General features: G+C 59.5%; 18 protein-coding genes. 5 read left to right on the forward strand and 13 right to left on the reverse strand.

The window, feature by feature from the left end:
• Nucleotides 1–88 precede the first annotated feature (88 nt).
• Complete coding sequence (locus ACQ4MY_RS10610) at nt 89–1,462, forward strand: MFS transporter (RefSeq protein ID WP_440095005.1); 1,374 nt, start codon at nt 89–91, stop codon at nt 1,460–1,462.
• A gap of 79 nt (nt 1,463–1,541) precedes the next feature.
• Here the strand turns inward: ACQ4MY_RS10610 and ACQ4MY_RS10615 are convergent, their stop codons facing one another.
• The 3 genes from ACQ4MY_RS10615 to ACQ4MY_RS10625 all read right to left on the reverse strand — a co-directional run bounded on the left by ACQ4MY_RS10615 (nt 1,542) and on the right by ACQ4MY_RS10625 (nt 4,764).
• Nucleotides 1,542–2,495 carry an adenosine deaminase gene (locus tag ACQ4MY_RS10615; RefSeq protein ID WP_008082147.1) on the reverse strand — a complete coding sequence of 318 codons (954 nt, stop codon included), beginning with the start codon at nt 2,493–2,495 and terminating at the stop codon, nt 1,542–1,544.
• Nucleotides 2,496–2,575: 80 nt separating this feature from the next.
• Nucleotides 2,576–3,541 carry a 2-oxoglutarate and iron-dependent oxygenase domain-containing protein gene (locus ACQ4MY_RS10620; RefSeq protein ID WP_440095007.1) on the reverse strand — a complete coding sequence of 322 codons (966 nt, stop codon included), beginning with the start codon at nt 3,539–3,541 and terminating at the stop codon, nt 2,576–2,578.
• A gap of 149 nt (nt 3,542–3,690) precedes the next feature.
• Nucleotides 3,691–4,764, reverse strand: coding sequence for a BMP family ABC transporter substrate-binding protein (locus ACQ4MY_RS10625; protein ID WP_440095009.1), 1,074 nt, complete (start codon nt 4,762–4,764; stop codon nt 3,691–3,693).
• A 274-nt stretch (nt 4,765–5,038) separates the two neighbouring features.
• Here ACQ4MY_RS10625 and ACQ4MY_RS10630 point away from each other — a divergent pair, with 274 nt between their 5' ends.
• A complete protein-coding gene (locus ACQ4MY_RS10630) occupies nt 5,039–6,130 on the forward strand; it encodes a calcium:proton antiporter (RefSeq protein ID WP_053116951.1) in 1,092 nt (363 codons plus the stop codon).
• A gap of 130 nt (nt 6,131–6,260) precedes the next feature.
• On the opposite strand, the gene ACQ4MY_RS10635 is transcribed toward ACQ4MY_RS10630, so the two are convergent.
• The 3 genes from ACQ4MY_RS10635 to ACQ4MY_RS10645 all read right to left on the reverse strand — a co-directional run bounded on the left by ACQ4MY_RS10635 (nt 6,261) and on the right by ACQ4MY_RS10645 (nt 9,010).
• A complete protein-coding gene (locus ACQ4MY_RS10635; RefSeq protein WP_008088663.1) occupies nt 6,261–7,619 on the reverse strand; it encodes an 8-oxoguanine deaminase in 1,359 nt (452 codons plus the stop codon).
• A gap of 331 nt (nt 7,620–7,950) precedes the next feature.
• Nucleotides 7,951–8,634, reverse strand: coding sequence for an SDR family oxidoreductase (locus ACQ4MY_RS10640; RefSeq protein ID WP_440095011.1), 684 nt, complete (start codon nt 8,632–8,634; stop codon nt 7,951–7,953).
• A 25-nt stretch (nt 8,635–8,659) separates the two neighbouring features.
• On the reverse strand, nt 8,660–9,010 hold the full coding sequence (locus ACQ4MY_RS10645) for a MerR family transcriptional regulator (protein WP_008088665.1): 351 nt from the start codon (nt 9,008–9,010) through the stop codon (nt 8,660–8,662).
• Nucleotides 9,011–9,093: 83 nt separating this feature from the next.
• On the opposite strand from ACQ4MY_RS10645, the gene ACQ4MY_RS10650 reads away from it, so the two are divergent.
• Nucleotides 9,094–9,528, forward strand: a complete 435-nt coding sequence (locus ACQ4MY_RS10650; RefSeq protein WP_440095013.1) for a hypothetical protein — start codon at nt 9,094–9,096, stop codon at nt 9,526–9,528.
• A gap of 58 nt (nt 9,529–9,586) precedes the next feature.
• Here the strand turns inward: ACQ4MY_RS10650 and ACQ4MY_RS10655 are convergent, their stop codons facing one another.
• The 7 genes from ACQ4MY_RS10655 to ACQ4MY_RS10685 all read right to left on the reverse strand — a co-directional run bounded on the left by ACQ4MY_RS10655 (nt 9,587) and on the right by ACQ4MY_RS10685 (nt 17,536).
• Nucleotides 9,587–10,513: an ABC transporter permease gene (locus tag ACQ4MY_RS10655; protein WP_236430746.1), complete on the reverse strand. Its 927-nt coding sequence runs from the start codon at nt 10,511–10,513 to the stop codon at nt 9,587–9,589.
• The gene (locus ACQ4MY_RS10660) at nt 10,513–11,619 is read right to left on the reverse strand and encodes an ABC transporter permease (protein ID WP_158832351.1); all 1,107 of its coding nucleotides are present in this window, start codon (nt 11,617–11,619) and stop codon (nt 10,513–10,515) included. Before ACQ4MY_RS10660 ends, ACQ4MY_RS10655 begins: the two co-directional genes overlap by 1 nt.
• A gap of 13 nt (nt 11,620–11,632) precedes the next feature.
• Nucleotides 11,633–13,180, reverse strand: coding sequence for an ABC transporter ATP-binding protein (locus ACQ4MY_RS10665; protein ID WP_440095014.1), 1,548 nt, complete (start codon nt 13,178–13,180; stop codon nt 11,633–11,635).
• Between the two features lie 575 nt (nt 13,181–13,755).
• On the reverse strand, nt 13,756–14,337 hold the full coding sequence (locus tag ACQ4MY_RS10670) for an IMPACT family protein (protein ID WP_440095016.1): 582 nt from the start codon (nt 14,335–14,337) through the stop codon (nt 13,756–13,758).
• Nucleotides 14,338–14,344: 7 nt separating this feature from the next.
• Entirely contained in the window at nt 14,345–14,995 is a 651-nt protein-coding gene (locus ACQ4MY_RS10675) for a TetR/AcrR family transcriptional regulator (protein ID WP_008088675.1), read from the reverse strand.
• Between the two features lie 88 nt (nt 14,996–15,083).
• On the reverse strand, nt 15,084–16,472 hold the full coding sequence (locus ACQ4MY_RS10680; protein ID WP_440095017.1) for a uracil-xanthine permease family protein: 1,389 nt from the start codon (nt 16,470–16,472) through the stop codon (nt 15,084–15,086).
• A gap of 143 nt (nt 16,473–16,615) precedes the next feature.
• Complete coding sequence (locus tag ACQ4MY_RS10685) at nt 16,616–17,536, reverse strand: LysR family transcriptional regulator (protein WP_053116962.1); 921 nt, start codon at nt 17,534–17,536, stop codon at nt 16,616–16,618.
• A gap of 138 nt (nt 17,537–17,674) precedes the next feature.
• Between ACQ4MY_RS10685 and ACQ4MY_RS10690 the strand changes: the two genes are divergently transcribed.
• A complete protein-coding gene (locus ACQ4MY_RS10690; protein ID WP_008088681.1) occupies nt 17,675–19,024 on the forward strand; it encodes an aspartate aminotransferase family protein in 1,350 nt (449 codons plus the stop codon).
• A 145-nt stretch (nt 19,025–19,169) separates the two neighbouring features.
• Nucleotides 19,170–20,663 carry a CoA-acylating methylmalonate-semialdehyde dehydrogenase gene (locus tag ACQ4MY_RS10695; protein ID WP_053116963.1) on the forward strand — a complete coding sequence of 498 codons (1,494 nt, stop codon included), beginning with the start codon at nt 19,170–19,172 and terminating at the stop codon, nt 20,661–20,663.
• Nucleotides 20,664–21,035 lie beyond the last annotated feature (372 nt).

Here is a 21,035-nt window from a genome sequence, read left to right on the forward strand (position 1 = left end):
CGACTGCGAACAGGTCGCATCCAGCACGAGCGCCTGAACGCTATCGCGCACACTCGATCCGGGGACTTTTCGGATGGGGAGAGGCGGCATGGATACTCGAAGCTTCAGTGCGGCAGAGCGGCTGGAACGCCTGCCGATCAGCGGTTATCACCGGATCATTTTCATCATCATTGCCTTGGCATTTTTCTTCGATTCGATGGACCTGGCGATGATGACGTTCTTGCTCGGCTCGATTAAGGCCGAGTTCGGTCTGAGCAGCGCGCAGGCCGGGCTGCTCGCCAGTTCGAGTTTTTTCGGCATGGTGCTGGGCGCGTCGCTGTCCGGCATGCTCGCCGACCGCTTCGGGCGTAAACCGGTGTTTCAGTGGAGCATCGTGTTGTGGGGCGTGGCCAGTTACCTGTGCTCGACGGCGCAAACGGTCGAGGCACTGACGCTGTTCCGCATCCTGTTGGGGATCGGCATGGGCATGGAGTTCCCCATTGCACAGTCGATGCTCTCCGAGCTGATTCCGGCGCAGCGGCGTGGGCGCTACATCGCGTTGATGGACGGCTTCTGGCCGTTGGGGTTTGTCGCGGCGGGCGTGCTGTCGTACTTCCTGCTGCCGTTGATTGGCTGGCGCGACATCTTTCTGGTGTTGGCGGTACCGGCGGTGTTTGTGTTGGCCATTCGCTTTTTCATTCCGGAGTCACCGCGCTGGCTGGAACAGGCCGGGCGCGATGAGGCGGCGGACAAGGTGTTGAACGGCATTGAAGCGCGGGTGCGCAATTCGCTCGGCGGTTCGGCGCTGCCGGAGCCGATTCGTTTGCCGCGCACCGTGACGCCACCGGGCAACTTCTTTTCGGCGCTCAAGCAGATCTGGTCGCCGCAATATCGCCAGCGCACGACGATGATCTGGAGCCTGTGGTTTTTCGCCCTGCTGGGGTTTTATGGGCTGACGTCGTGGCTGAGTGCGCTGCTGCAACAGTCGGGTTTTGCCGTGACGCAGTCGGTGTATTACACGGTGCTGATTTCGCTGGGCGGGATTCCCGGATTTTTGATGGCGGCGTGGCTGGTCGAGCGCTGGGGGCGTAAACCGGTGTGCATCGTCACCTTGCTCGGCGGCGGGGTGATGGCGTTTCTGTATGGGCAGAGCGCGGTGTTCGGCGGCAACGTGGCGCTGCTGATCAGCACCGGGTTGTTGATGCAGTTCTTTCTGTTTGGTATGTGGGCGGTGCTTTACACCTACACGCCGGAGTTGTATCCGACTTCGGCGCGCGCGACCGGCTCGGGGTTCGCCTCGGCGATTGGCCGCGTGGGCTCGCTGCTCGGGCCGTTGGTGACCGGGTTGGTGTTCCCGATTACCGGGCAGGGCGGAGTGTTTGCGCTGGGCGCGGCGTGTTTTGCGATTGCGGCGGGGGTGGTGTGGTTGTTCGGGATGGAGACGCGGGGCAAGACCCTGGAGGAACTGACCGAGGTCGTCTGAAAAGATCGCAGCCTGCGGCAGCTCCTACAGGGTTATGTGTACACCTGTAGGAGCTGCCGAAGGCTGCGATCTTTTGCTTTTAGGGTTTTACCAGGCGCGCATCGAGGCTGTTTTGCGCCAGGCGCTTGGCCTGATCCTGAGTCATGCCCAAATGCTCATGCAGCGCGTAGAAGTTCTCGGTCACGTAACCACCGAAATACGCCGGGTCATCGGAGTTCACCGTGACCTTCACGCCACGCTCGAGCATGTCGAGAATGTTGTGCTGCGACATGTGATCGAACACGCAGAGTTTGGTGTTCGACAACGGGCACACGGTCAGCGGGATCTGCTCGTCGATGATCCGCTGCATCAGGCGCTCGTCTTCGATGGCGCGTACGCCATGGTCGATGCGCTGGATTTTCAGCAGGTCGATGGCTTCCCAGATGTACTCGGGCGGGCCTTCTTCGCCAGCGTGGGCAACGGTCAGGAAGCCTTCGTGACGGGCACGATCGAACACGCGCTGGAACTTGCTCGGCGGGTGGCCCATCTCGGAACTGTCGAGGCCGACAGCGACAAACGCATCACGGAACGGCAGCGCCTGATCGAGGGTTTTCTCGGCTTCTTCTTCGCTCAAGTGGCGCAGGAAGCTGAGGATCAAACCGCTGGTGATACCCAGTTGCTGCTCGCCATCCTTCAATGCCGCGGCGATGCCATTGAGCACCACTTCAAACGGGATGCCCCGGTCGGTGTGAGTCTGCGGGTCGAAGAACGGTTCGGTGTGAATCACGTTCTGTGCTTTGCAGCGCAGCAGGTACGCCCAGGTCAGGTCGTAGAAATCCTGCGAGGTGCGCAGTACATCGGCGCCCTGGTAATACAGGTCGAGGAATTCCTGCAGGTTGTTGAAGGCGTAAGCCTTGCGCAGGGTTTCCACGTCATTCCACGGCAGCGCGATCTTGTTGCGTTCGGCCAGGGCGAACAGCAGCTCGGGCTCCAGCGAGCCTTCCAGGTGCAGGTGCAGTTCAGCCTTGGGCAAGGCGTTGAGCCAGTCGTACATATTCTTTTCTCATCAGGTGCAATGGCGGCATTCTACAGATGCTCGCCGAAACAATTGGCAAAACCTGACCAAGCGATCCATCAAACGGCTTCCTGCTCACGGCGATAAGCGTAGGTATCGGCGAAGCGCGACAGCAGGAATTCGGCACAAGTGGTCGTCGGATATTTCGCTGGATGCTGTGCGTCCTGACAACCGGGCAGGCATTCGATGCGCGTGTCCGGGTGCGGCTCGGCGAAGAACGGCATCGAATAGCGATCCACGCCCAGCGGGCTGATCACCCGGTGCGGGGTCGAGCGATAACGATCATTGCTCCAGCGCGCCATCATGTCGCCGAGGTTGACCACGAAAGTGCCGTCGATCGGTGGCGCGTCGATCCATTCGCCTTTGACGTTTTTCACCTGCAGGCCGCCGGCGCTGTCCTGATAGAGCAGGGTGATGCAGCCGTAATCGGTGTGCGCGCCGGCGCCTTGCTGCTCGGCGGAGCTGGCGGTGTGGCGCGGGGGGTAATGGATCATGCGCAGCACGCTGACCGGATCAACGAAGCGGCTGTCGAAGAAATCGCGTTCGATGTCGAGGGCGAGGGTCATCGCCCGCAGCAGGGTCTGCGCGAGGGCCTGCATGTCGAGGTAGTGCTGCTCCATCAACGCTTCCCAACCCGGTTGTGATGGATGGCGGTTAGGGCCGCGCAATGGTTTTTCGGCGAGCACGTCGGGATGGCTGGCCGGCAGGTGCAGGCCCATGTCGAAGGTTTCTTTGAGGTCGCTGGGTTTGCTCGGGTCGAGTTGCTCGGTGGCGATGGCGCCGTAACCGCGATGGTGGCGGGTCTGGGTGATGTCGATCTTGAGTTTTTCTGCGGCGGGCAGGGCGAAGAAGCGTTGGGTGTGATCGAGCACGGCGGCGATGCGCTGCGCTGAAATCGGATGACCCTTTATGTAGAAAAAACCCCATTCGCGGCAGGCCAGGTCAATTTGTTCAGCCACGGCAGGCCAGGCGTTTTCGTCGTCGGAATAGAGCGGGCTGATGTCGATGATCGGAAGCTGATCCATACACAATCCTTGAAAAGTACGGGAGATCGTTCCCACGCTCCGCGTGGGAATGCCTCAATGGACGCTCTGCGTCCGCTTCTGGCAGGGACGCGGAGCGTCCCGGGCGGCATTCCCACGCAGAGCGTGGGAACGATCGGGGTCAGGGGGGATTACTTCGGCATCTCGGCCTTCATGCCTTCAACGTAGTAGTTCATCGACGCCAGCTCCGCATTGGTCGCACTCACGCCCGCCGGGATTTTCTCGACGCCGGCCTGATCCTTGATCGGCCCGGTAAACGGCTGCAACGCACCGCTCTTGATGTCGGCAATGATCTGCTCGGCCTCGGCTTTCACCGGTGCCGGCACCAGATCGCTGATCGGCAGTTCAACCGTACCTTCCTTCAACCCGCCCCAGTAATCCTGCGACTTCCAGGTGTGATCCATCACGCTTTGCGTCGCCTGAATATAGTGCGGTGCCCAGTCGTTGACGATCGAGGTCAGCACTGCTTTCGGGCCGAAGTGCGCCATGTCCGAGGCATAACCCACCGCGTACACGCCACGACGTTCTGCGGCCTGAATCGGCGCCGGGCTGTCGGTGTGCTGGAACACCACGTCGACGCCCTGATCGATCAACGCGTTGGCCGCATCCGCTTCCTTGCCCGGATCGAACCAGGAGTTGACCCACACCACTTTGATCTCGGTGCCCGGGTTGTATTTGTTCAAGGCCAACTGAATCGAGTTGATGTCGCGGATCACCTCGGGGATCGGGAACGAGGCGACGTAGCCGATTTTCTTGGTCTTGGTCATTTTGGCCGCGAGGAAGCCGCCGACGTAGCGACCTTCGTAGGTGCGCGCCAGATAGGTGCCGAGGTTCTTGTCCTGTTTGTAGCCGGTGGCGTGTTCGAAGGTCACCTTGGGAAACTGCTTGGCGACTTTCAGCGTCGGGTTCATGTAGCCGAAAGAGGTGGTGAAGATCAGGTCGTAATTGTCCTTGGCCATGTTGCGGATCACCCGCTCGGCGTCGGCGCCTTCAGCGACGTTCTCGACGTAGTTGGTGGTGATCTGATTGCCAAACTTCTCGGCGAGTGCCTTGCGCCCCTGCTCATGCTGATACGTCCAGCCGTGATCACCGATCGGGCCGATGTAGACGAAACCGACCTTCAGCGGATCGGCAGCGCTGGCGCTCAGGCTGATCCCCAAACCAAGGGCGGCGCACAGCAGTTTGTGCAGCGGACGTATTTGCATGAATTCGAACTCCATTTTGTTGTGTGTGGTCAGGGCCAATGCAAATTGCTGACCAACAGGACAACAAACAAAAAAGATCGCAGCCTTCGGCAGCTCCTACATGGGAATGCGCAACCTGTAGGAGCTGCCGAAGGCTGCGATCTTTTCAGCGCCAGAACCAACGCAGTGCAAGTTCGCGAGTTCACGCCATTGCTTGGTGCGCTAAGGTGTAACGAAACGTTAGCGTCGCCCCGCAGTCAGTAGCTCATTCGCACTCTTCGGCAAAAGGCCCGTTATGCTCACCATCCTCAAGCAAGAAAGTTTTCTGCTACTGGCCGTCATCGCCGCGTGCGTCGCCTATCCGTTGGAACACTGGATGCTGCACAGCGGCCAGATCGTCGCGCTGACTGCCGGCCTGATACTGATCGCTTTCATTGTCGCCGCCTCGATGCGCGTCGCCCATCACGCCGAATTGCTCGCGGAAAAGGTCGGCGACCCTTACGGCACGATGATCCTCACACTCGCGGCCGTGCTGGTCGAAGTGGTGATTCTGGCAATCATGATGAGCAACGAAGCGTCGCCCACGCTGGTGCGCGACACGATCTATTCGGCGGTGATGCTCGACATCAACGGCATCCTCGGCCTCGCCGCGCTGATGGGCGGGATCAAACACGGCGAACAGTCCTACAACGACGATTCGGCGCGCAGCTACAGCGTGATGATCCTCACCGCCATGGGCGTGTCGATGGTGGTGCCGGAGTTTATTCCTGAGGCCAACTGGAAGATTTATTCGGCGTTCACCATCGGTGCGATGGTGGTGCTTTACGCGCTGTTTCTGCGCATGCAGGTCGGCCCGCACAGTTACTTTTTCAGCTACAGCTATCCGGATAAACGCCGCAAGAAAGAACCACAGGACGCGCAGGTGAAAGCACCGAGCATCGGCCTGTCGATCGGCATTCTGGTGTTTGGCATTGTGGTGATCGGCGCACTGGCCGAAGTGATGTCGAAGACCCTCGATCTGGGTCTGGAAGGCACGGGCGCGCCGCCGGTGATCACGGCGATTCTGGTGGCGGCCATTTCAGCCGCGCCGGAGATTTTGACCGCGTTGCGCGCAGCGTTGGCCAACCGCATGCAGTCGGTGGTGAACATTGCGATGGGGGCTTCACTGTCGACGGTGATTCTGACGGTGCCGGTGATGGAAGCGATGGCGCTGTATACCGGCCAGCCGTTTCAGATGGCGATGACGCCAGTGCAGACGGTGATGATTTTCCTGACGTTGATCGTCAGCGCGATCAACCTCAATGACGGCGAAACCAATGCCATCGAAGGCATGACGCACTTTGTGCTGTTTGCGACGTTCATCATGCTGTCCCTGCTCGGCCTCTAGCGCCGGATGATCGTTCCCACGCTCCGCGTGGGAATGCCGCCATGGACGCTCTGCGTCCGCTGCTGGGACGCGGAGCGTCCCGAGATGCATTCCCACGCAGAGCGTGGGAACGATCATATGGGGAGGGGGATCAGGTGCCGGCGATCAGTTGGCGTGCCGCCTGGCTGTGATCGGCGATCAGGCCTTTGAGGTCAAGGCCCTCAACCTGGCCATCGACCACGCGCCACTTGCCGCCAATCATCACCCGATCCGCACGATCCGCACCGCACAACAGCAGCGCCGAAATCGGATCATGGCTGCCGGAGAAACGCAGCTCATCGAGCTTGAACAACGCCAGATCCGCCTGCTTGCCCACAGCTATCTCACCAATGTCGGTACGGCCCAACAAGCTCGCCGAGCCCTTGGTCGCCCAACCCAGCACGCGTTCCGGAGTGATCTTCTCGGCGCCGTAACGCAGACGCTGGATGTACAGCGCCTGACGGGCTTCGAGAATCATGTTCGACGCATCGTTAGACGCCGAACCATCGACGCCCAGACCAAACAGTGCACCGGCGTCAGTCAGATCAATACTCGGGCAGATGCCGGAAGCCAGACGCATGTTCGAACTCGGGCAATGGCAAATCCCGGTGCCAGCCTGACCCAGGCGAGCGATTTCGTCCGGATTGAAATGGATGCCGTGGGCCAGCCAGGTGCGCGGGCCGAGCCAGCCGACGCTGTCGAGATAATCGACAGTGCGCAGGCCGAAACGCTGCAGGCAGAAATCTTCTTCATCGAGGGTTTCGGCCAAGTGCGTGTGCAGGCGCACGTCGAGTTTGTTCGCCAGTTCGGCACTGGCCGACATGATTTCCGGGGTCACCGAGAACGGCGAGCACGGCGCCAGCGCGATCTGGATCTGCGCGCCGTCGCCACGCTCGTGGTACTCGTGAATCAGGCGCTGACTGTCGTCGAGAATCACCTGACCTTCCTGCACGGTCTGTTGTGGCGGCAGGCCACCGTCCTTCTCGCCGAGGCTCATCGAACCACGAGTGAGCATGGCGCGCATGCCCAGTTCACGCACGGTTTCGACTTGCACGTCGATGGCGTTTTCCAGGCCGTCCGGGAACAGATAGTGGTGGTCGGCAGCGGTGGTGCAGCCGGACAGCAGCAGCTCGGCCAAAGCGACTTTGGTGGCGAGGGCGAGTTTCTCAGGTGTCAGACGCGCCCACACCGGGTACAGGGTTTTCAGCCACGGGAACAACGGCTGATTGACCACTGGGGCCCAGGCGCGGGTGAGGGTTTGATAGAAATGGTGATGGGTGTTGATCAGGCCCGGCAGGATCACATGCTCGCGGGCATCGAACACTTCATTGCACGGCGCCGACGGCTGTTGGCCGGCAGCCAGTACTTCGACGATGACACCGTCTTGCACGACTAGACCGCCACGGGCATCGAGCTCGTTGGAGGTGAAAATGGCGAGGGGATTTTTTAACCAGGTACGGGTCGCGGGCATGTTGCCGGCTCCTCTGAAAATGGGTTCAGGGTTGCCAGCTCAGTGATGCCCTGTCTGCTGATCCAGGGTCGCCGCGGGGACGAGGTGCGCAGTGTCAAACAAAACGCTGCATCGGGCAAGCCCAACCCGACAGGACAACATCACCAAAATACACAACCCAATGGCGATGTAATCCGACAACGCCCATTCCAACAAAATACGCAACCCTGTAGGAGCTGCCGAAGGCTGCGATCTTTTGATCTTTTTTTTTTACAATCAAAAGATCGCAGCCTTCGGCAGCTCCTACAGTTAGCCAGTCATGCAGATCTTCAGGGGATTCCGATTTCGCTGCTTACCAGGGAATCGTTTCACCCTTGTAATTGATGAAGTGATGCCCGCCCTTGCCGGTGTACGCATTCACCTGATCGATCAGCCCACGAGTGCTGGTTTCCACATCCAGATCCGCGCCTTCGCCACCCATGTCTGTCTTCACCCAACCCGGATGCAGCGACAACACGGTCATCTTCTGCTCGCCCAATTGCGTGATAAAACTGTTGGTCATCGAATTCAGCGCAGCCTTGCTGGCCTTGTACAGCGCCAGTTCCGGGGCGTCCGGCACGGTCACGCTGCCCAGCCCGGAACTCATGAACGCCAGCACACCGCTGCCGTCACGAATCTGCCCGACAAAACGCTGCGCCAGATTGATCGGCGCCACCGCGTTGGTGAAAAACAGCTGACCGACTTCGGCCAATGTCGCGCCGCCCGGGGTCTGATCGGCCGGGCCTTTGACCCCGGCGTTGACGAACAGCAGATCAAAGGTTTCGCCCTTGAGTTGCTGACTCAATGCGATCACCGCTTGCTGATCGTCCATGTCGAGCTTCTCGATCCGCACCTTGCCCAGCGCTTGCAGCGCCTCGGCGTTTTGCGGATTGCGCACGGTGGCGGTGACTTGCCAGCCATCAGCCAGCAGGGTTTTCACCAGACCGAGGCCAAGGCCCCGGGAGGCGCCGATGATCAGTGCGTTTTTTGCAGACATGAGGGGCTTCCTTGATGAATGAGGATCATGGATTCAATGGACAGGCCTGACCGAGCCGAAGTTGCAGCTCTTGCCGCAGTACGTCGAGTTCGCTCATGCGGGTTTCGATCAGTTGCAGTTTGTCGCGCAGAAGTTGCGCCACAGCGTTGTCCGGATCGGGCGCGTTCCACAACGCCGCGACACTGTCACCGATCTCGCCGAGGGTAAATCCCAGGCGCTGCGCGGTTTTGATATAGAGCACCAGTTGCACCATCTCCGGTGGATAGTCGCGGTAACCATTGGCACTGCGCTGCGCCGCAATCAGCCCGCGCTGCTCGTAGAAACGCAGGGTGTCACGGCTGACGGCGCTGGCCAGGGCTAATTCACCGATGCGCATGGCGACTCTCAAAAGGGCTATTGACCCTGGAGCATACTCCAGGCTTTACCGTGCTTGCTCCCTGAATTTCTGGAGCAAGGACGATGTGGACTTCAACGCAATATCGCAACGTGGTGCGCGGCAGTGCCTGGTATGACTTGATCGTTACTGTGGCTTTTGCCACGCCGTGGAGTTTTGCGCTTGTGCACGGGTTGTTGAGTGCGCTGGATTTACCCGGCGAATTGCCGGCGTTTCAGCCTGTGCACATGTTGATGGCGAATCTGTTGGGGTCGGTGGTGTGCGTGTGGGCGGTGCTGCGGATTCGTGATCCGCAGGCGCTTTATGGACGGTATGACGCGGTGGCGCGGTTTTTGTTTGCGGCTTGGCAGGGGTATGCCTTGCTGCACGGCGCCAGTTCGATTCTGATTGTTTTCCTGGTCTTTGAACTGGCGTGGGGCATTGCTCAGGTGTTGCCTGTCAGGGCCTCATCGCTGGCAAGCCAGCTCCCACAGTGTCTGTGCCGTGCACAAAATTTGTGATCACCACTGAACCTGTGGGAGCTGGCTTGCCAGCGATAGGGCCATTGAAATCACCGCACTAATGCCCCGCCTGCCAAGGCTGCCCCAGCGAAACCGGTGCATACAACCGCGTACGCAGCGCATCGCGTGACAACAACACCAACACCAAAATCGTCGCCACGTACGGCAGCATCGCCAGCAAACTCGACGGAATCGCCAGCCCCAACCCCTGCGCTACCAAATGCAGGATGCTGGCGAGGCCAAACAAATAAGCCCCCAGCAACAACCGCCACACCCGCCAACTGGCAAACACCACCAGCGCCAGCGCAATCCAGCCACGCCCGGCGGTCATGTTCTCCGCCCACATCGGCGTGTACGCCAGCGACAGATAAGCCCCGGCCAACCCGGCCATCGCTCCACCAAACAGCACCGCTAGAGTACGCACGGTCAACACCGGCAAGCCCATCGCACTGGCCGCATCCGGGTTCTCACCCACGGCTTGAATAATCAACCCGACACGACTTTTGATGATCACCCACGCCACCAGCGCAAACAGCGCGAACGACAGATACACCAGCAGATCCTGCGCAAACAGCATCCGCCCGATCAGCGGAATTTCACTCAGATAAGGAATCGCCAACGGCTCGAAACCGGCCAGTGGTTTCCCCACCCAGGCCGCGCCGACAAAGGTCGACAGTCCGACACCAAAAATCGTCAGAGCCAAACCGGTTGCCACTTGATTGGCATTGAACACCAGCGCCACCAGCGCAAACAGCGACGACAACAGCATCCCGGCCAACATCGCCAGCAATACGCCAAGCCACAGGTTGCCGCTGTTCAGCGCGACGATGAAACCGATCACCGCGCCAAACAGCATCATCCCTTCCTGCCCGAGATTGAGCACGCCGCTCTTCTCGCAGATCAGTTCACCCAACGCCACCAGCAACAACGGCGTGCCGCAACGCACCATGGCGTAGAAAATATTGCTCAACAGATCGATATCCATCACAGCGCTCCAGCGGTTACGGCGGTGGTCGACGTGCGCTTCACCCAGCGCAGGTTCAGGCGTGGCCGATAGAGGATCAGCACGTCACAGGCGAGCAGGAAAAACAGCATCATTCCCTGGAACAACTGGGTGATCGCCTGCGGCAGATTCATCGTCATTTGTGCGCTCTCGCCACCGATGTACAGCAGCGCCATCAACAGACTGGAGAACAGAATCCCGATCGGATTGAGGCGCCCAAGAAACGCCACGGTAATCGCCGCATAGCCGTAACCCGGCGACACCTGCGGCACCAATTGGCCAATCGGCCCGGTGACTTCACAGACGCCAGCGAGCCCAGCCAAGCCGCCGCTGATCAACAGCGCCAGCCAGATCAAACGCTTCTCGCGAAAGCCGACAAACCCCGCTGCACGCTTGTCCAGCCCAAGCACTTTGATCTGGAAACCGACAAAGCTTTTCTGCAACAACACCCACACCGCGACCAGTGCGAGCAGGGCGAAATACACCCCGGCGTGCACGCGGCCATCCTCCATCAACAACGGTAAACGGCTGGCGTCGCCGAACATCGCCGACTCGGGAAAGTTGAATCCGGCCGGATCCTTCAGCGGCCCGTGTACACAGAACAACAGCAGATTCAGCGCGATGTAATTGAGCATGATGCTGGTGAGGATTTCGTTGGCGTTGAAGCGTGTGCGCAACCACGCGGTCAGTCCGGCCCACGCCGCGCCGGCGAGGGTGCCGGTGAGCAGAATCAACACCAGCGCCCAACGGCTTTGCATGTCGATGATGTTCACCGCCAACGCACTGCCGGCGAGTGCGCCGAGGAGCAATTGTCCCTCAGCACCGATGTTCCAGATCCGCGCCTGATACGCCACCGCCAGACCCAAAGCGCAGAGCAGAATCGGCAACGCTTTGACCAGCAATTCGGAGACGCCATACATATCGCTGACCGGTGCAATCAACAGCGTGTGCAAGGTTTGCAGCGGGTCGTGGCCGAGGGCGATAAACAGCAGCGAGCCGCAACCGAGCGTCAGCGCCGCCGCCAGTAACGGCGAGCACCACAGCATCAGGCGCGATTGCTGGCCACGGGGTTCGAGGGAAAGCAGCATGAGTAAAACTCCGTTAAACCGTGGCGGCAGAAGGTGGGTTGTCGAACTGGCCGGCCATCCAGCCGCCGACGTCGCTGAGTTGCGTATCGGTGGTGTTATGCAGCGCCGACAGGCGTCCGCCACACAAGGCGCCGAGGCGGTCGCTGATCTGGAACAGTTCGTCGAGGTCTTCAGAAATCACCAGAATCGCTGCGCCGGCATCGCGCAACGCGATCAGTGCACGGTGGATGGTCGCGGCGGCGCCGACATCGACGCCCCAGGTCGGATGCGCGGCGATCAGCAGTTTCGGTTGCTGAAGGATTTCCCGACCGAGGATGAATTTCTGCAGGTTGCCGCCAGAGAGGCTGCGCGCAGCGGTTTGCGTGTCCGGGGTTTTTACGCCGAAGCGCTGAATGATTTGTTGGGCGAGGGCTTCGACTTTGCCGCGTTCAATCAAACCGTGGCTGACCAAGCCTTGTTGGAAAGCGGTGAGCAGGGCGTTGTCCGCCAGGCTCAATTCCGGCACCGCGCCGTGGCCGAGGCGCTCGGCGGGGACGAACGCCAAGCCCAATTTGCGTCGCGCGTCCGGGCGTAAATCGGCGACGTGTTGCTCGGCGAATCGAATGGTTGCAGCTTCCGCCCGAGGCAAGGTTTGTTCGCCACTGAGCAAGGCGAGCAACTCATCCTGGCCATTCCCCGCAACCCCGGCGATACCGACGATTTCACCGCTGCGTACCTGCAGATCTATGCCAGTCAGCGAACAGCCGAACGGATCGGGGTTGTGCCAGCTCAAGCCCTTCACCTGCAAAAACGCCGCGCCGCCGCTGACTTTCGGATAGTCACCAATCAACGCCGCCGCTTCGCCAACCATCAACTGCGCCAATTGCTGATCCGAGCATTCGGCCGGTACGCAATGCCCGGCCACGCGCCCGCCGCGCAGAACCGTCGCGCTATGACACAGCGCGCGTACTTCGCCGAGCTTGTGGCTGATAAACAGAATGCTGCAGCCTTCGGCGGCGAGACGGCGCAGGGTGATGAACAATTCATCCGCCTCCAGCGGTGTCAGCACTGACGTCGGTTCGTCGAGGATCAGCAGACGAATGTCCTGCATCAGGCAGCGAATAATCTCCACCCGTTGCCGCTCGCCGATCGACAGGCTGTGGACAAGTCGCTCCGGCTCCAGCGCCATGCCATAACGGCGCGACACTTCGCGAATTTTCGGCTCCAGTTGTTTCGGAGTCCCGGCCGCCGCGCCCATCGCCAGCGCGATGTTCTGCGCGACGCTGAGGGTTTCGAACAGCGAGAAATGCTGGAACACCATGCCGATGCCCAACTGCCGTGCCTGCGCCGGATTGCGGATGTTGACGCGTTGGTCTTGCCAGAGCATTTCCCCGGCGTCGGCCTGGGTGACGCCGTAGATAATTTTCATCAAGGTACTTTTGCCCGCACCGTTTTCCCCGAGCAGGGCGTGAATTTCACCGGGCGCAATGCTCAGGTCGATGGCGTCGTTGGCCAGACAACCGGGATAACGTTTGCTGATGTGGCGCAGTTGCAGGCGCGGGAGGGGAGGCGCGATTGGCATGGCAGGCTCGACTTGCTTGAAGTTGTGCCTGTGGATAAAGCAATTTCCTGGCCATTGAGTCAGGAACCCGAGCGGGCTGCGGGTGGCAGCGCTCGGCGCAGAGCATTGCGCTGAAAATCGGCGGGATTTGCAGCACCAAATCGGAGCAAAGGTGTTGATCGGGCTCCAGTTTTGCCCGTTGGCAACTGATCAAAAAACGAGCAAACCCGCGGGGGCTAGGCAGAACCTGCGACTGCGGTGGTCATGAACGGGTTATCCACAGGTTGCTCCACAGTTATTGTGCGCAAGCCGAAACGCCGGGCATAAGCACTGTGGTGCTTTCTTCTAATGGTGATAAACGCGGCTAACTGATTGTTTATGCTTGAAAATTACATTTCGTCGGGCAAATTGAACGAAAAGTGAACAAACCGCGCAAAGCCACGTTACAGAAGGGTTACAGAGTTATGTGCTCAGGTTATCCACAGTCGGGTGCACAGCAGATGTGGGCAAGTTTGTGGAATATGAAATTTCGCATCCGCCCCAAAACATCGCAGCCCTGTAGGCACTGCGGCACGCTGCGATCTTTTGACCTTGCTTCACCGCTGCAACAAAATCCGCCCACGACTCAAATCCGCCAACTGCCCCTGTAACACCGCAATCTGCGCCTCACCCACCGCCAACTTCAACTCAACCCCATTCGCCGTAAAATTCTCCTCCACAACCAACCCAGCCAAATCCGCCACGCGTAACTTCACCAACGCCAACTCGGCAAACCCGCAAGCACAACTCAACGGCACCCGACTGATCAACTCAACCTTAGCCGCCGTCTGCAAGCACTTGTTTGCCCCACCGCCATAGGCGCGGGCCAAGCCGCCAGTCCCCAGTTGAATCCCGCCGTACCAACGAATCACCAACACTGCGACCTGATCGCAATCCTGCGCTTCAATCGCTGCCAATATCGGTCGCCCAGCAGTACCACCCGGTTCGCCATCGTCATTGCTGCGGTATTGATCGCCGAGTTTCCACGCCCAGCAATTGTGCGAAGCATTGAAATCGCTGTGCTGTTCAAAGAACGCCTGCGCATCAGCAGGGCTGCCGATCGGCGTGGCGAAGGTGATAAAGCGGCTTTTGCGAATCTCTTCGCGGTACTCGCAAAAACCGCTGAGGGTGAAAGGCATAAACGTCTTATAGAGAAGGAGTGAGGCCGCAGCCTTTGAGAATGATGCGGATCAGGTTGTTGCCGGCGTCTTCCATGTCCTGCTTGGTCAACTTGCTGCGACCGCTGACGCGACAGATCTGCGTGGCGAAGTCGGCGTAATGCTGGGTGCTGCCCCACAGCAGGAAGATCAGATGCACCGGATCGACCGCGTCCATTTTTCCCGCATCGATCCACGCCTGAAACACTGCCGCACGGCCGGTGAACCAGGCGCGGTAATCCTGATTGAAATATTCGGTCAGACATTCGCCGCCGCTGATCACTTCCATCGCAAAGATTCGCGAGGCTTGCGGCTGTCGTCGGGAGAATTCCATTTTCGCGCGAATATAACGAGTCAACGCTTCGGCCGGATCGTCTTCGGCCGTGAGCGTGTTGAAGGTGCTGTCCCACAGCTCGATGATGTTGCTCAGCACCGCCACGTACAAACCGAGTTTGTTGGTGAAGTAGTAATGCAGGTTCGCCTTGGGCAGCCCGGCATTCTGCGCGATGGTGTTCATGCTGGTGCCTTTGTACCCGTGACGGGCGAACTCGTCTTCGGCGGCTTTGAGAATGGTCTCTTCGTTTTTCTGACGAATGCGGCTGGCGGGTTTGCCGCCATGGGCTGGGACTTCAAAGGTCATAGGCACTTCCGGGTTTGTCTGTGGGTGCAACCAGTTGCGTTGATAGCGCACCCACAGGCATCCGACAAGTCTTTGCGCGATAAAACCGTTACGCCTGTTCGATCTTGTTCAGCGGCGCGTGGGTTTCAGTGGCTTCGGTTTTCGACTCCGGCAGCAACAGGCACAGGATGATGGCGGTCAGGCCACCGCTGGTGATCGCCGAGTCGAACAGGTTTTGCACCAGTTTCGGCAGCAGGTGCAACAGGTTCGGTTGCGCGGCGATGCCCAGACCAACGCCGAACGAAGTGGCGATGATCAACATGCTGCGCCGATCCAGTGACGACTGCGCGAGGATGCGCACGCCAGCAGCAGCCACCGCGCCGAACATCACCAGAGTCGCGCCGCCGAGTACCGGTTTCGGTATCTGTTGCAGCACCGCGCCGATCATCGGGAACAGTCCGAGACAAAACAGGATCGCGCCGATGTACAGCCCGACGTAGCGGCTGGCGACGCCGGTCAACTGGATCACGCCGTTGTTCTGCGCAAACGTGGTATTGGGGAAAGCGCTGAAGGTCGCGGCGATCATGCAGCTGACGCCATCGCCGAGTACGCCACCGCGCAGGCGGCTTATATAAGAAGGGCCACTGATTGGCTGGCGGGCGAGCATGCAATTGGCAGTGAGGTCGCCGACGGTTTCGATGGTGCTGATCAGATAAATCAGCGCGACCGGCAGGAAAGCCGTCCAGTCGAAGCTGAATCCGAACTTGAACGGGGTAGGAAAACTCACCAGCGGCAAGTCAGGCAACGGCTGCGGCACCAGTTTCCCACTGAACCACGCGGCCAGACTGCCGAGCACCAAACCAATGATGATCGCCGACAAGCGCACCCACGGCGTATTGGAGCGGTTGAGCAGAATGATCGTCAGCAGCACGAACACGCCCAACGCCAGATTGCCCGGCGCACCAAAGTCCGGCGCGTTGAAGCCACCGCCCAGGTCAGTGACGCCGACTTTGATCAGACTGATGCCGATCAGGGTGATAACGATCCCGGTCACCAGTGGCGTAACAACTCGACGCAATTGCCCGATGAAACGGCTGAGGACGATCTGCACGATCGCGCCGAAGAAACACACACCGAAAATCATCGCCAGAATGTCTTCCGGGCTGCCGCCACGTTGCTTGACCAGAAACCCCGCCGACAGCACCGCACCGAGAAAGGCGAAACTGGTGCCTTGCAGACAGATCATCCCGGCGCCAATCCCGAACGGCCGCCGCGCCTGAATAAAGGTGCCGACGCCCGAAACCATCAACGCCATGCTGATCAAGTACGGCAAATACGCCGTCAGCCCGAGCGCCGAACCAATCACCAGCGGCGGAGTGATGATGCCGACGAAACTGGCAAGCACGTGTTGCAGCGCGGCAAGGGTGGCGGCGAGTGGTTTGGGGCGGTCGTTGAGGCCGTAGATCAAGTCGCTGGACGGTGCGGAATCTGGCTGCATGGCTTAAGGCTTCTTATCAAAGGAACGAAGTAATTCCCCCTCTGCAAAAACCTGTCCACTTGCTCAACTTATTTTCTCTGTAGGAGCTGCCGAAGGCTGCGATCCCTTGATCTTGCTGTACCTAACCAACGTCGCGCGCATTATCAACGCGTCGCCGCCAGACTCTCCAAAAAGCTCTCCAGCACCAAATGAGGGCGCCGCCCCTTGCGCGTGACCGATGCCAGACTCAAATCGTAAAACCGCGTCCCTGCTTTCAAAGCACGCAAACGCCCCTGCTGCACCCAAAGGCTGGCGTAATGATCCGGCAGATAACCAATGTAACGCCCGGTCAAAATCAAAAACGCCATGCCCTCACGGTCAGAAGCACTGGCCGTGCAATTGAGCGCCTGGTAATGCGCCTGAATATCCGCCGGCAAACGAAACGTCGGCGCAATCGCGTCCTGACTGTTCAGGCGTTCGTCATCCAGTTGCTTGTCATCGACGTAAAACAGCGGATGCCCCACCGCGCAATAAAGCAGCGAACGCTCGCTGTACAGCGGCTGATATTCCAGTCCCGACAACGCACTGGCCTGCGGCACCACGCCGACATGCAGGCGGCCATCGAGCACACCTTGCTCGACTTCGTTCGGCGCAATCATGCGGATCTGAATCTGCACATCCGGCCCGCGCTCCTTCAGTTGTGCGAGGGCGTGGGTGATGCGCATGTGGGGCAGGGTGACGAGGTTGTCGGTCAGGCCAATGATCAGCTCACCGCGCAAATGCTGGTGCAGGCCGTTGACCTCGGTGCGGAAACTTTCCAGCGCACTTAATAGCTGCAACGCCGATTGATAGACCTCGCGACCTTCCTCGGTCAGCGAAAACCCCGCACGACCGCGTTGGCACAATCGCAGACCGAGGCGCTGCTCTAGATCGCTCATTTGTTGGCTGATCGCCGAGCGACCGATGCCGAGCACAGTCTCCGCCGCCGAGAAGCCACCGCACTCCACCACGCTGCGAAAAATCCGCAGCAGGCGAATATCAAAATCACTGACCTGGGCCAGCGGATCGGGGCGGCGGCTGCTCATCTTATTGTTCTCATTGTTTAGTGGAGTTCTAACTGAAGGTTAGAAGAGTTGGATTTCACCGACTTTATCGCCGTGGCAATTTAGCTGCAACAACGCTTTTTATCTCCCTGACGCTTATGCCCTGCGAGGTTTTGCCCGATGAACATGCCTGAAAACGCTCAGTCGCCACTGGCCAGCCAATTGAAGCTGGACGCGCACTGGATGCCGTACACCGCCAACCGCAACTTCCAGCGCGATCCGCGTTTGATCGTTGGCGCCGAAGGCAGCTGGCTGATCGACGACAAGGGCCGCCGGGTATACGACTCGCTGTCCGGTCTGTGGACCTGCGGCGCCGGTCACACCCGCAAGGAAATTCAGGAAGCAGTCTCCAAGCAGTTGGGCACCCTCGATTACTCGCCGGGCTTCCAGTACGGTCACCCGCTGTCGTTCCAACTGGCCGAGAAAATCACCGAGTTGACCCCAGGCAACCTCAACCACGTGTTCTTCACTGACTCGGGTTCCGAGTGCGCCGACACCGCGGTGAAAATGGTGCGTGCCTACTGGCGCCTGAAAGGCCAGGCGACCAAAACCAAAATGATCGGCCGTGCCCGTGGTTACCACGGTGTGAACATCGCCGGCACCAGCCTCGGCGGTGTTAACGGCAACCGCAAACTGTTCGGTCAGGCGATGATGGACGTCGATCACTTGCCGCACACTTTGCTGGCAAGCAACGCGTTCTCCCGTGGCATGCCGGAGCAGGGCGGTATCGCTTTGGCCGATGAGCTGTTGAAGCTGATCGAACTGCACGATGCTTCGAACATTGCCGCCGTATTCGTTGAGCCTATGGCCGGTTCCGCTGGCGTACTCGTGCCGCCACAGGGTTACCTGAAACGTCTGCGCGAGATCTGCGATCAGCACAACATCCTGTTGGTGTTCGATGAAGTGATCACCGGTTTCGGCCGTACCGGCAACATGTTCGGTGCCGACACTTTTGGCGTCACCCCGGACCTGATGTGCATCGCCAAGCAAGTCACCAACGGCGCGATCCCAATGGGCGCGGTGATTGCCAGCTCCGAGATCTATCAGACGTTCATGAATCAGCCGACCCCGGAGTACGCCGTGGAATTCCCGCACGGCTACACCTACTCGGCACACCCGGTGGCCTGCGCCGCTGGTCTGGCAGCACTCGACCTGCTGCAAAAGGAAAACCTGGTGCAGAGCGTCGCGGAAGTCGCGCCGCATTTCGAAAACGCGCTGCATGGCCTGAAAGGCTCGAAGCACGTCATCGACATTCGTAACTTCGGTTTGGCCGGTGCGATCCAGATTGCCGGCCGTGACGGCGACGCCATCGTGCGTCCGTTCGAAGCGGGCATGGCCCTGTGGAAAGCCGGGTTCTACGTACGCTTCGGCGGCGACACCCTGCAGTTCGGCCCAACCTTCAACAGCAAGCCGCAAGACCTCGATCGTCTGTTCGACGCGGTCGGCGAAGTGCTGAATAAGCTCGACTGATTCCACGCAGAACCTGTGGGAGCCGAGCTTGCTCGCGAAGGCGTTCTGAAGAGCGCCAAAGACATCCGGCTCCCCCACAAAGCTACCTATATATAGAAGGCACCCTTCAATGGGCGCCCGCTGAACAAAAATTCAGGAGTTTTCGATGAGCGTTATCCCGCATTTGATCAATGGCGAACTGGTGACCGAGAACGGTCGCGCGGTTGATGTGTTCAACCCGTCCACCGGTCAGGCTATCCACAAGCTGCCTTTGGCCACCCGCGAAACCATCCAGAAAGCCATCGATGCCGCCAAAGCTGCGTTCCCGGCCTGGCGCAACACGCCACCGGCCAAACGTGCGCAGGTGATGTTCCGTTTCAAGCAACTGCTCGAGCAGAACGAAGCGCGCATCTCGCAACTGATCAGCGAAGAACACGGCAAGACCCTCGAAGACGCCGCCGGTGAACTGAAGCGCGGCATCGAGAACGTCGAGTTCGCCTGCGCCGCCCCGGAAATTCTCAAGGGCGAGTACAGCCGCAACGTCGGCCCGAACATCGACGCATGGTCGGACTTCCAGCCGCTGGGCATCGTAGCCGGTATCACCCCGTTCAACTTCCCGGCCATGGTGCCGCTGTGGATGTACCCGCTGGCGATCGTCTGCGGCAACTGCTTCATCCTCAAGCCGTCCGAGCGTGACCCAAGCTCGACATTGCTGATCGCTCAGCTGCTGCTGGAAGCCGGCCTGCCGAAAGGTGTGATGAGCGTGGTCCACGGTGACAAGACTGCGGTGGACGCGTTGATCGAAGCGCCGGAAGTCAAAGCGCTGAGCTTCGTTGGTTCGACGCCAATTGCTGAATACATTTATGCAGAAGGCACCAAACGCGGCAAACGCGTTCAGGCACTGGGCGGCGCGAAGAACCACGCGGTGCTGATGCCGGATGCCGATCTGGATAACGCGGTCAGCGCACTGATGGGCGCGGCGTACGGTTCGTGCGGCGAGCGCTGCATGGCGATTTCTGTTGCCGTGTGTGTTGGCGACCAGGTGGCGGATGCGCTGGTAGCGAAACTGGTTCCACAGATTCAGGCGCTGAAAATCGGTGCTGGCACTTCCTGCGGTCTGGACATGGGCCCACTGGTCACCGGTCAGGCGCGCGACAAAGTCAGCGGCTACGTTGATGACGGCGTGGCAGCGGGCGCGACCCTGGTGGTCGACGGTCGTGGTTTCAGCGTGGCCGGTCATGAAGAAGGCTTCTTCCTCGGTGGCTGCCTGTTCGACAACGTCACCCCGGAGATGCGCATCTATAAAGAAGAGATCTTCGGCCCGGTACTGTGCATCGTTCGCGTGAACAGCCTGGAAGAGGCAATGCAACTGATCAACGATCACGAGTACGGCAACGGCACCTGCATCTTCACCCGTGACGGTGAAGCGGCGCGTCTGTTCTGCGACGAAATCGAAGTCGGCATGGTTGGCGTCAACGTACCGCTGCCGGTGCCGGTGGCTTACCACAGCTTCGGCGGCTGGAAGCGTTCGCTGTTCGGCGACCTGCATGCCTATGGTCCGGATGGTGTGCGCTTCTATACCCGTCGCAAGGCAATCACCCAGCGCTGGCCACAGCGTGCTAGCCATGAAGCCTCGCAGTTCGCGTTCCCTAGTTTGTAAGCAGAAGGGCAGTGTAGCGAAGGCCGACCCCTTGGGGTCGGCCTTCGCGTTTTCGGGCTTTTTTGACCGATGTGACAGATTTATGAAAATAGGTGTTGACGGCAGATTTCAGATGTCTATAATTCGCCCCACTTCCGGCGCAGTCGAAACGGAAAACTCCTTGAGATTCAATGAGTTATGTAGGTTTCGGCAGCAAGTGCTTCAGTTCATCGAAGCCAGAAAGAAGTTGAAAAAGAGGTGTTGACAGCAGCGTGTAACGCTGTAGAATTCGCCTCCCGCTGATGAGAGATCTGAAGCGCAAGTGGTTGAAGTTGTTGAAGAATTCTTCGAAAACTTCTGAAAATAATCACTTGACAGCAAATGAGGCTGCTG

The sequence above is a fragment of the Pseudomonas sp. SM4 genome, assembly GCF_051913165.1.
Classification (GTDB): domain Bacteria; phylum Pseudomonadota; class Gammaproteobacteria; order Pseudomonadales; family Pseudomonadaceae; genus Aquipseudomonas.

Excerpts from the sequence above, each read along its gene's own strand:
- ACQ4MY_RS10610 (WP_440095005.1), top strand. The coding sequence starts at position 89 with ATGGATACTCGAAGCTTCAGTGCGGCAGAGCGGCTGGAACGCCTGCCG.
- ACQ4MY_RS10615 (WP_008082147.1), bottom strand. The coding sequence starts at position 2,495 with ATGTACGACTGGCTCAACGCCTTGCCCAAGGCTGAACTGCACCTGCAC.
- ACQ4MY_RS10620 (WP_440095007.1), bottom strand. The coding sequence starts at position 3,541 with ATGGATCAGCTTCCGATCATCGACATCAGCCCGCTCTATTCCGACGAC.
- ACQ4MY_RS10625 (WP_440095009.1), bottom strand. The coding sequence starts at position 4,764 with ATGCAAATACGTCCGCTGCACAAACTGCTGTGCGCCGCCCTTGGTTTG.
- ACQ4MY_RS10630 (WP_053116951.1), top strand. The coding sequence starts at position 5,039 with ATGCTCACCATCCTCAAGCAAGAAAGTTTTCTGCTACTGGCCGTCATC.
- ACQ4MY_RS10635 (WP_008088663.1), bottom strand. The coding sequence starts at position 7,619 with ATGCCCGCGACCCGTACCTGGTTAAAAAATCCCCTCGCCATTTTCACC.
- ACQ4MY_RS10640 (WP_440095011.1), bottom strand. The coding sequence starts at position 8,634 with ATGTCTGCAAAAAACGCACTGATCATCGGCGCCTCCCGGGGCCTTGGC.
- ACQ4MY_RS10645 (WP_008088665.1), bottom strand. The coding sequence starts at position 9,010 with ATGCGCATCGGTGAATTAGCCCTGGCCAGCGCCGTCAGCCGTGACACC.
- ACQ4MY_RS10650 (WP_440095013.1), top strand. The coding sequence starts at position 9,094 with ATGTGGACTTCAACGCAATATCGCAACGTGGTGCGCGGCAGTGCCTGG.
- ACQ4MY_RS10655 (WP_236430746.1), bottom strand. The coding sequence starts at position 10,513 with ATGGATATCGATCTGTTGAGCAATATTTTCTACGCCATGGTGCGTTGC.
- ACQ4MY_RS10660 (WP_158832351.1), bottom strand. The coding sequence starts at position 11,619 with ATGCTGCTTTCCCTCGAACCCCGTGGCCAGCAATCGCGCCTGATGCTG.
- ACQ4MY_RS10665 (WP_440095014.1), bottom strand. The coding sequence starts at position 13,180 with ATGCCAATCGCGCCTCCCCTCCCGCGCCTGCAACTGCGCCACATCAGC.
- ACQ4MY_RS10670 (WP_440095016.1), bottom strand. The coding sequence starts at position 14,337 with ATGCCTTTCACCCTCAGCGGTTTTTGCGAGTACCGCGAAGAGATTCGC.
- ACQ4MY_RS10675 (WP_008088675.1), bottom strand. The coding sequence starts at position 14,995 with ATGACCTTTGAAGTCCCAGCCCATGGCGGCAAACCCGCCAGCCGCATT.
- ACQ4MY_RS10680 (WP_440095017.1), bottom strand. The coding sequence starts at position 16,472 with ATGCAGCCAGATTCCGCACCGTCCAGCGACTTGATCTACGGCCTCAAC.
- ACQ4MY_RS10685 (WP_053116962.1), bottom strand. The coding sequence starts at position 17,536 with ATGAGCAGCCGCCGCCCCGATCCGCTGGCCCAGGTCAGTGATTTTGAT.
- ACQ4MY_RS10690 (WP_008088681.1), top strand. The coding sequence starts at position 17,675 with ATGAACATGCCTGAAAACGCTCAGTCGCCACTGGCCAGCCAATTGAAG.
- ACQ4MY_RS10695 (WP_053116963.1), top strand. The coding sequence starts at position 19,170 with ATGAGCGTTATCCCGCATTTGATCAATGGCGAACTGGTGACCGAGAAC.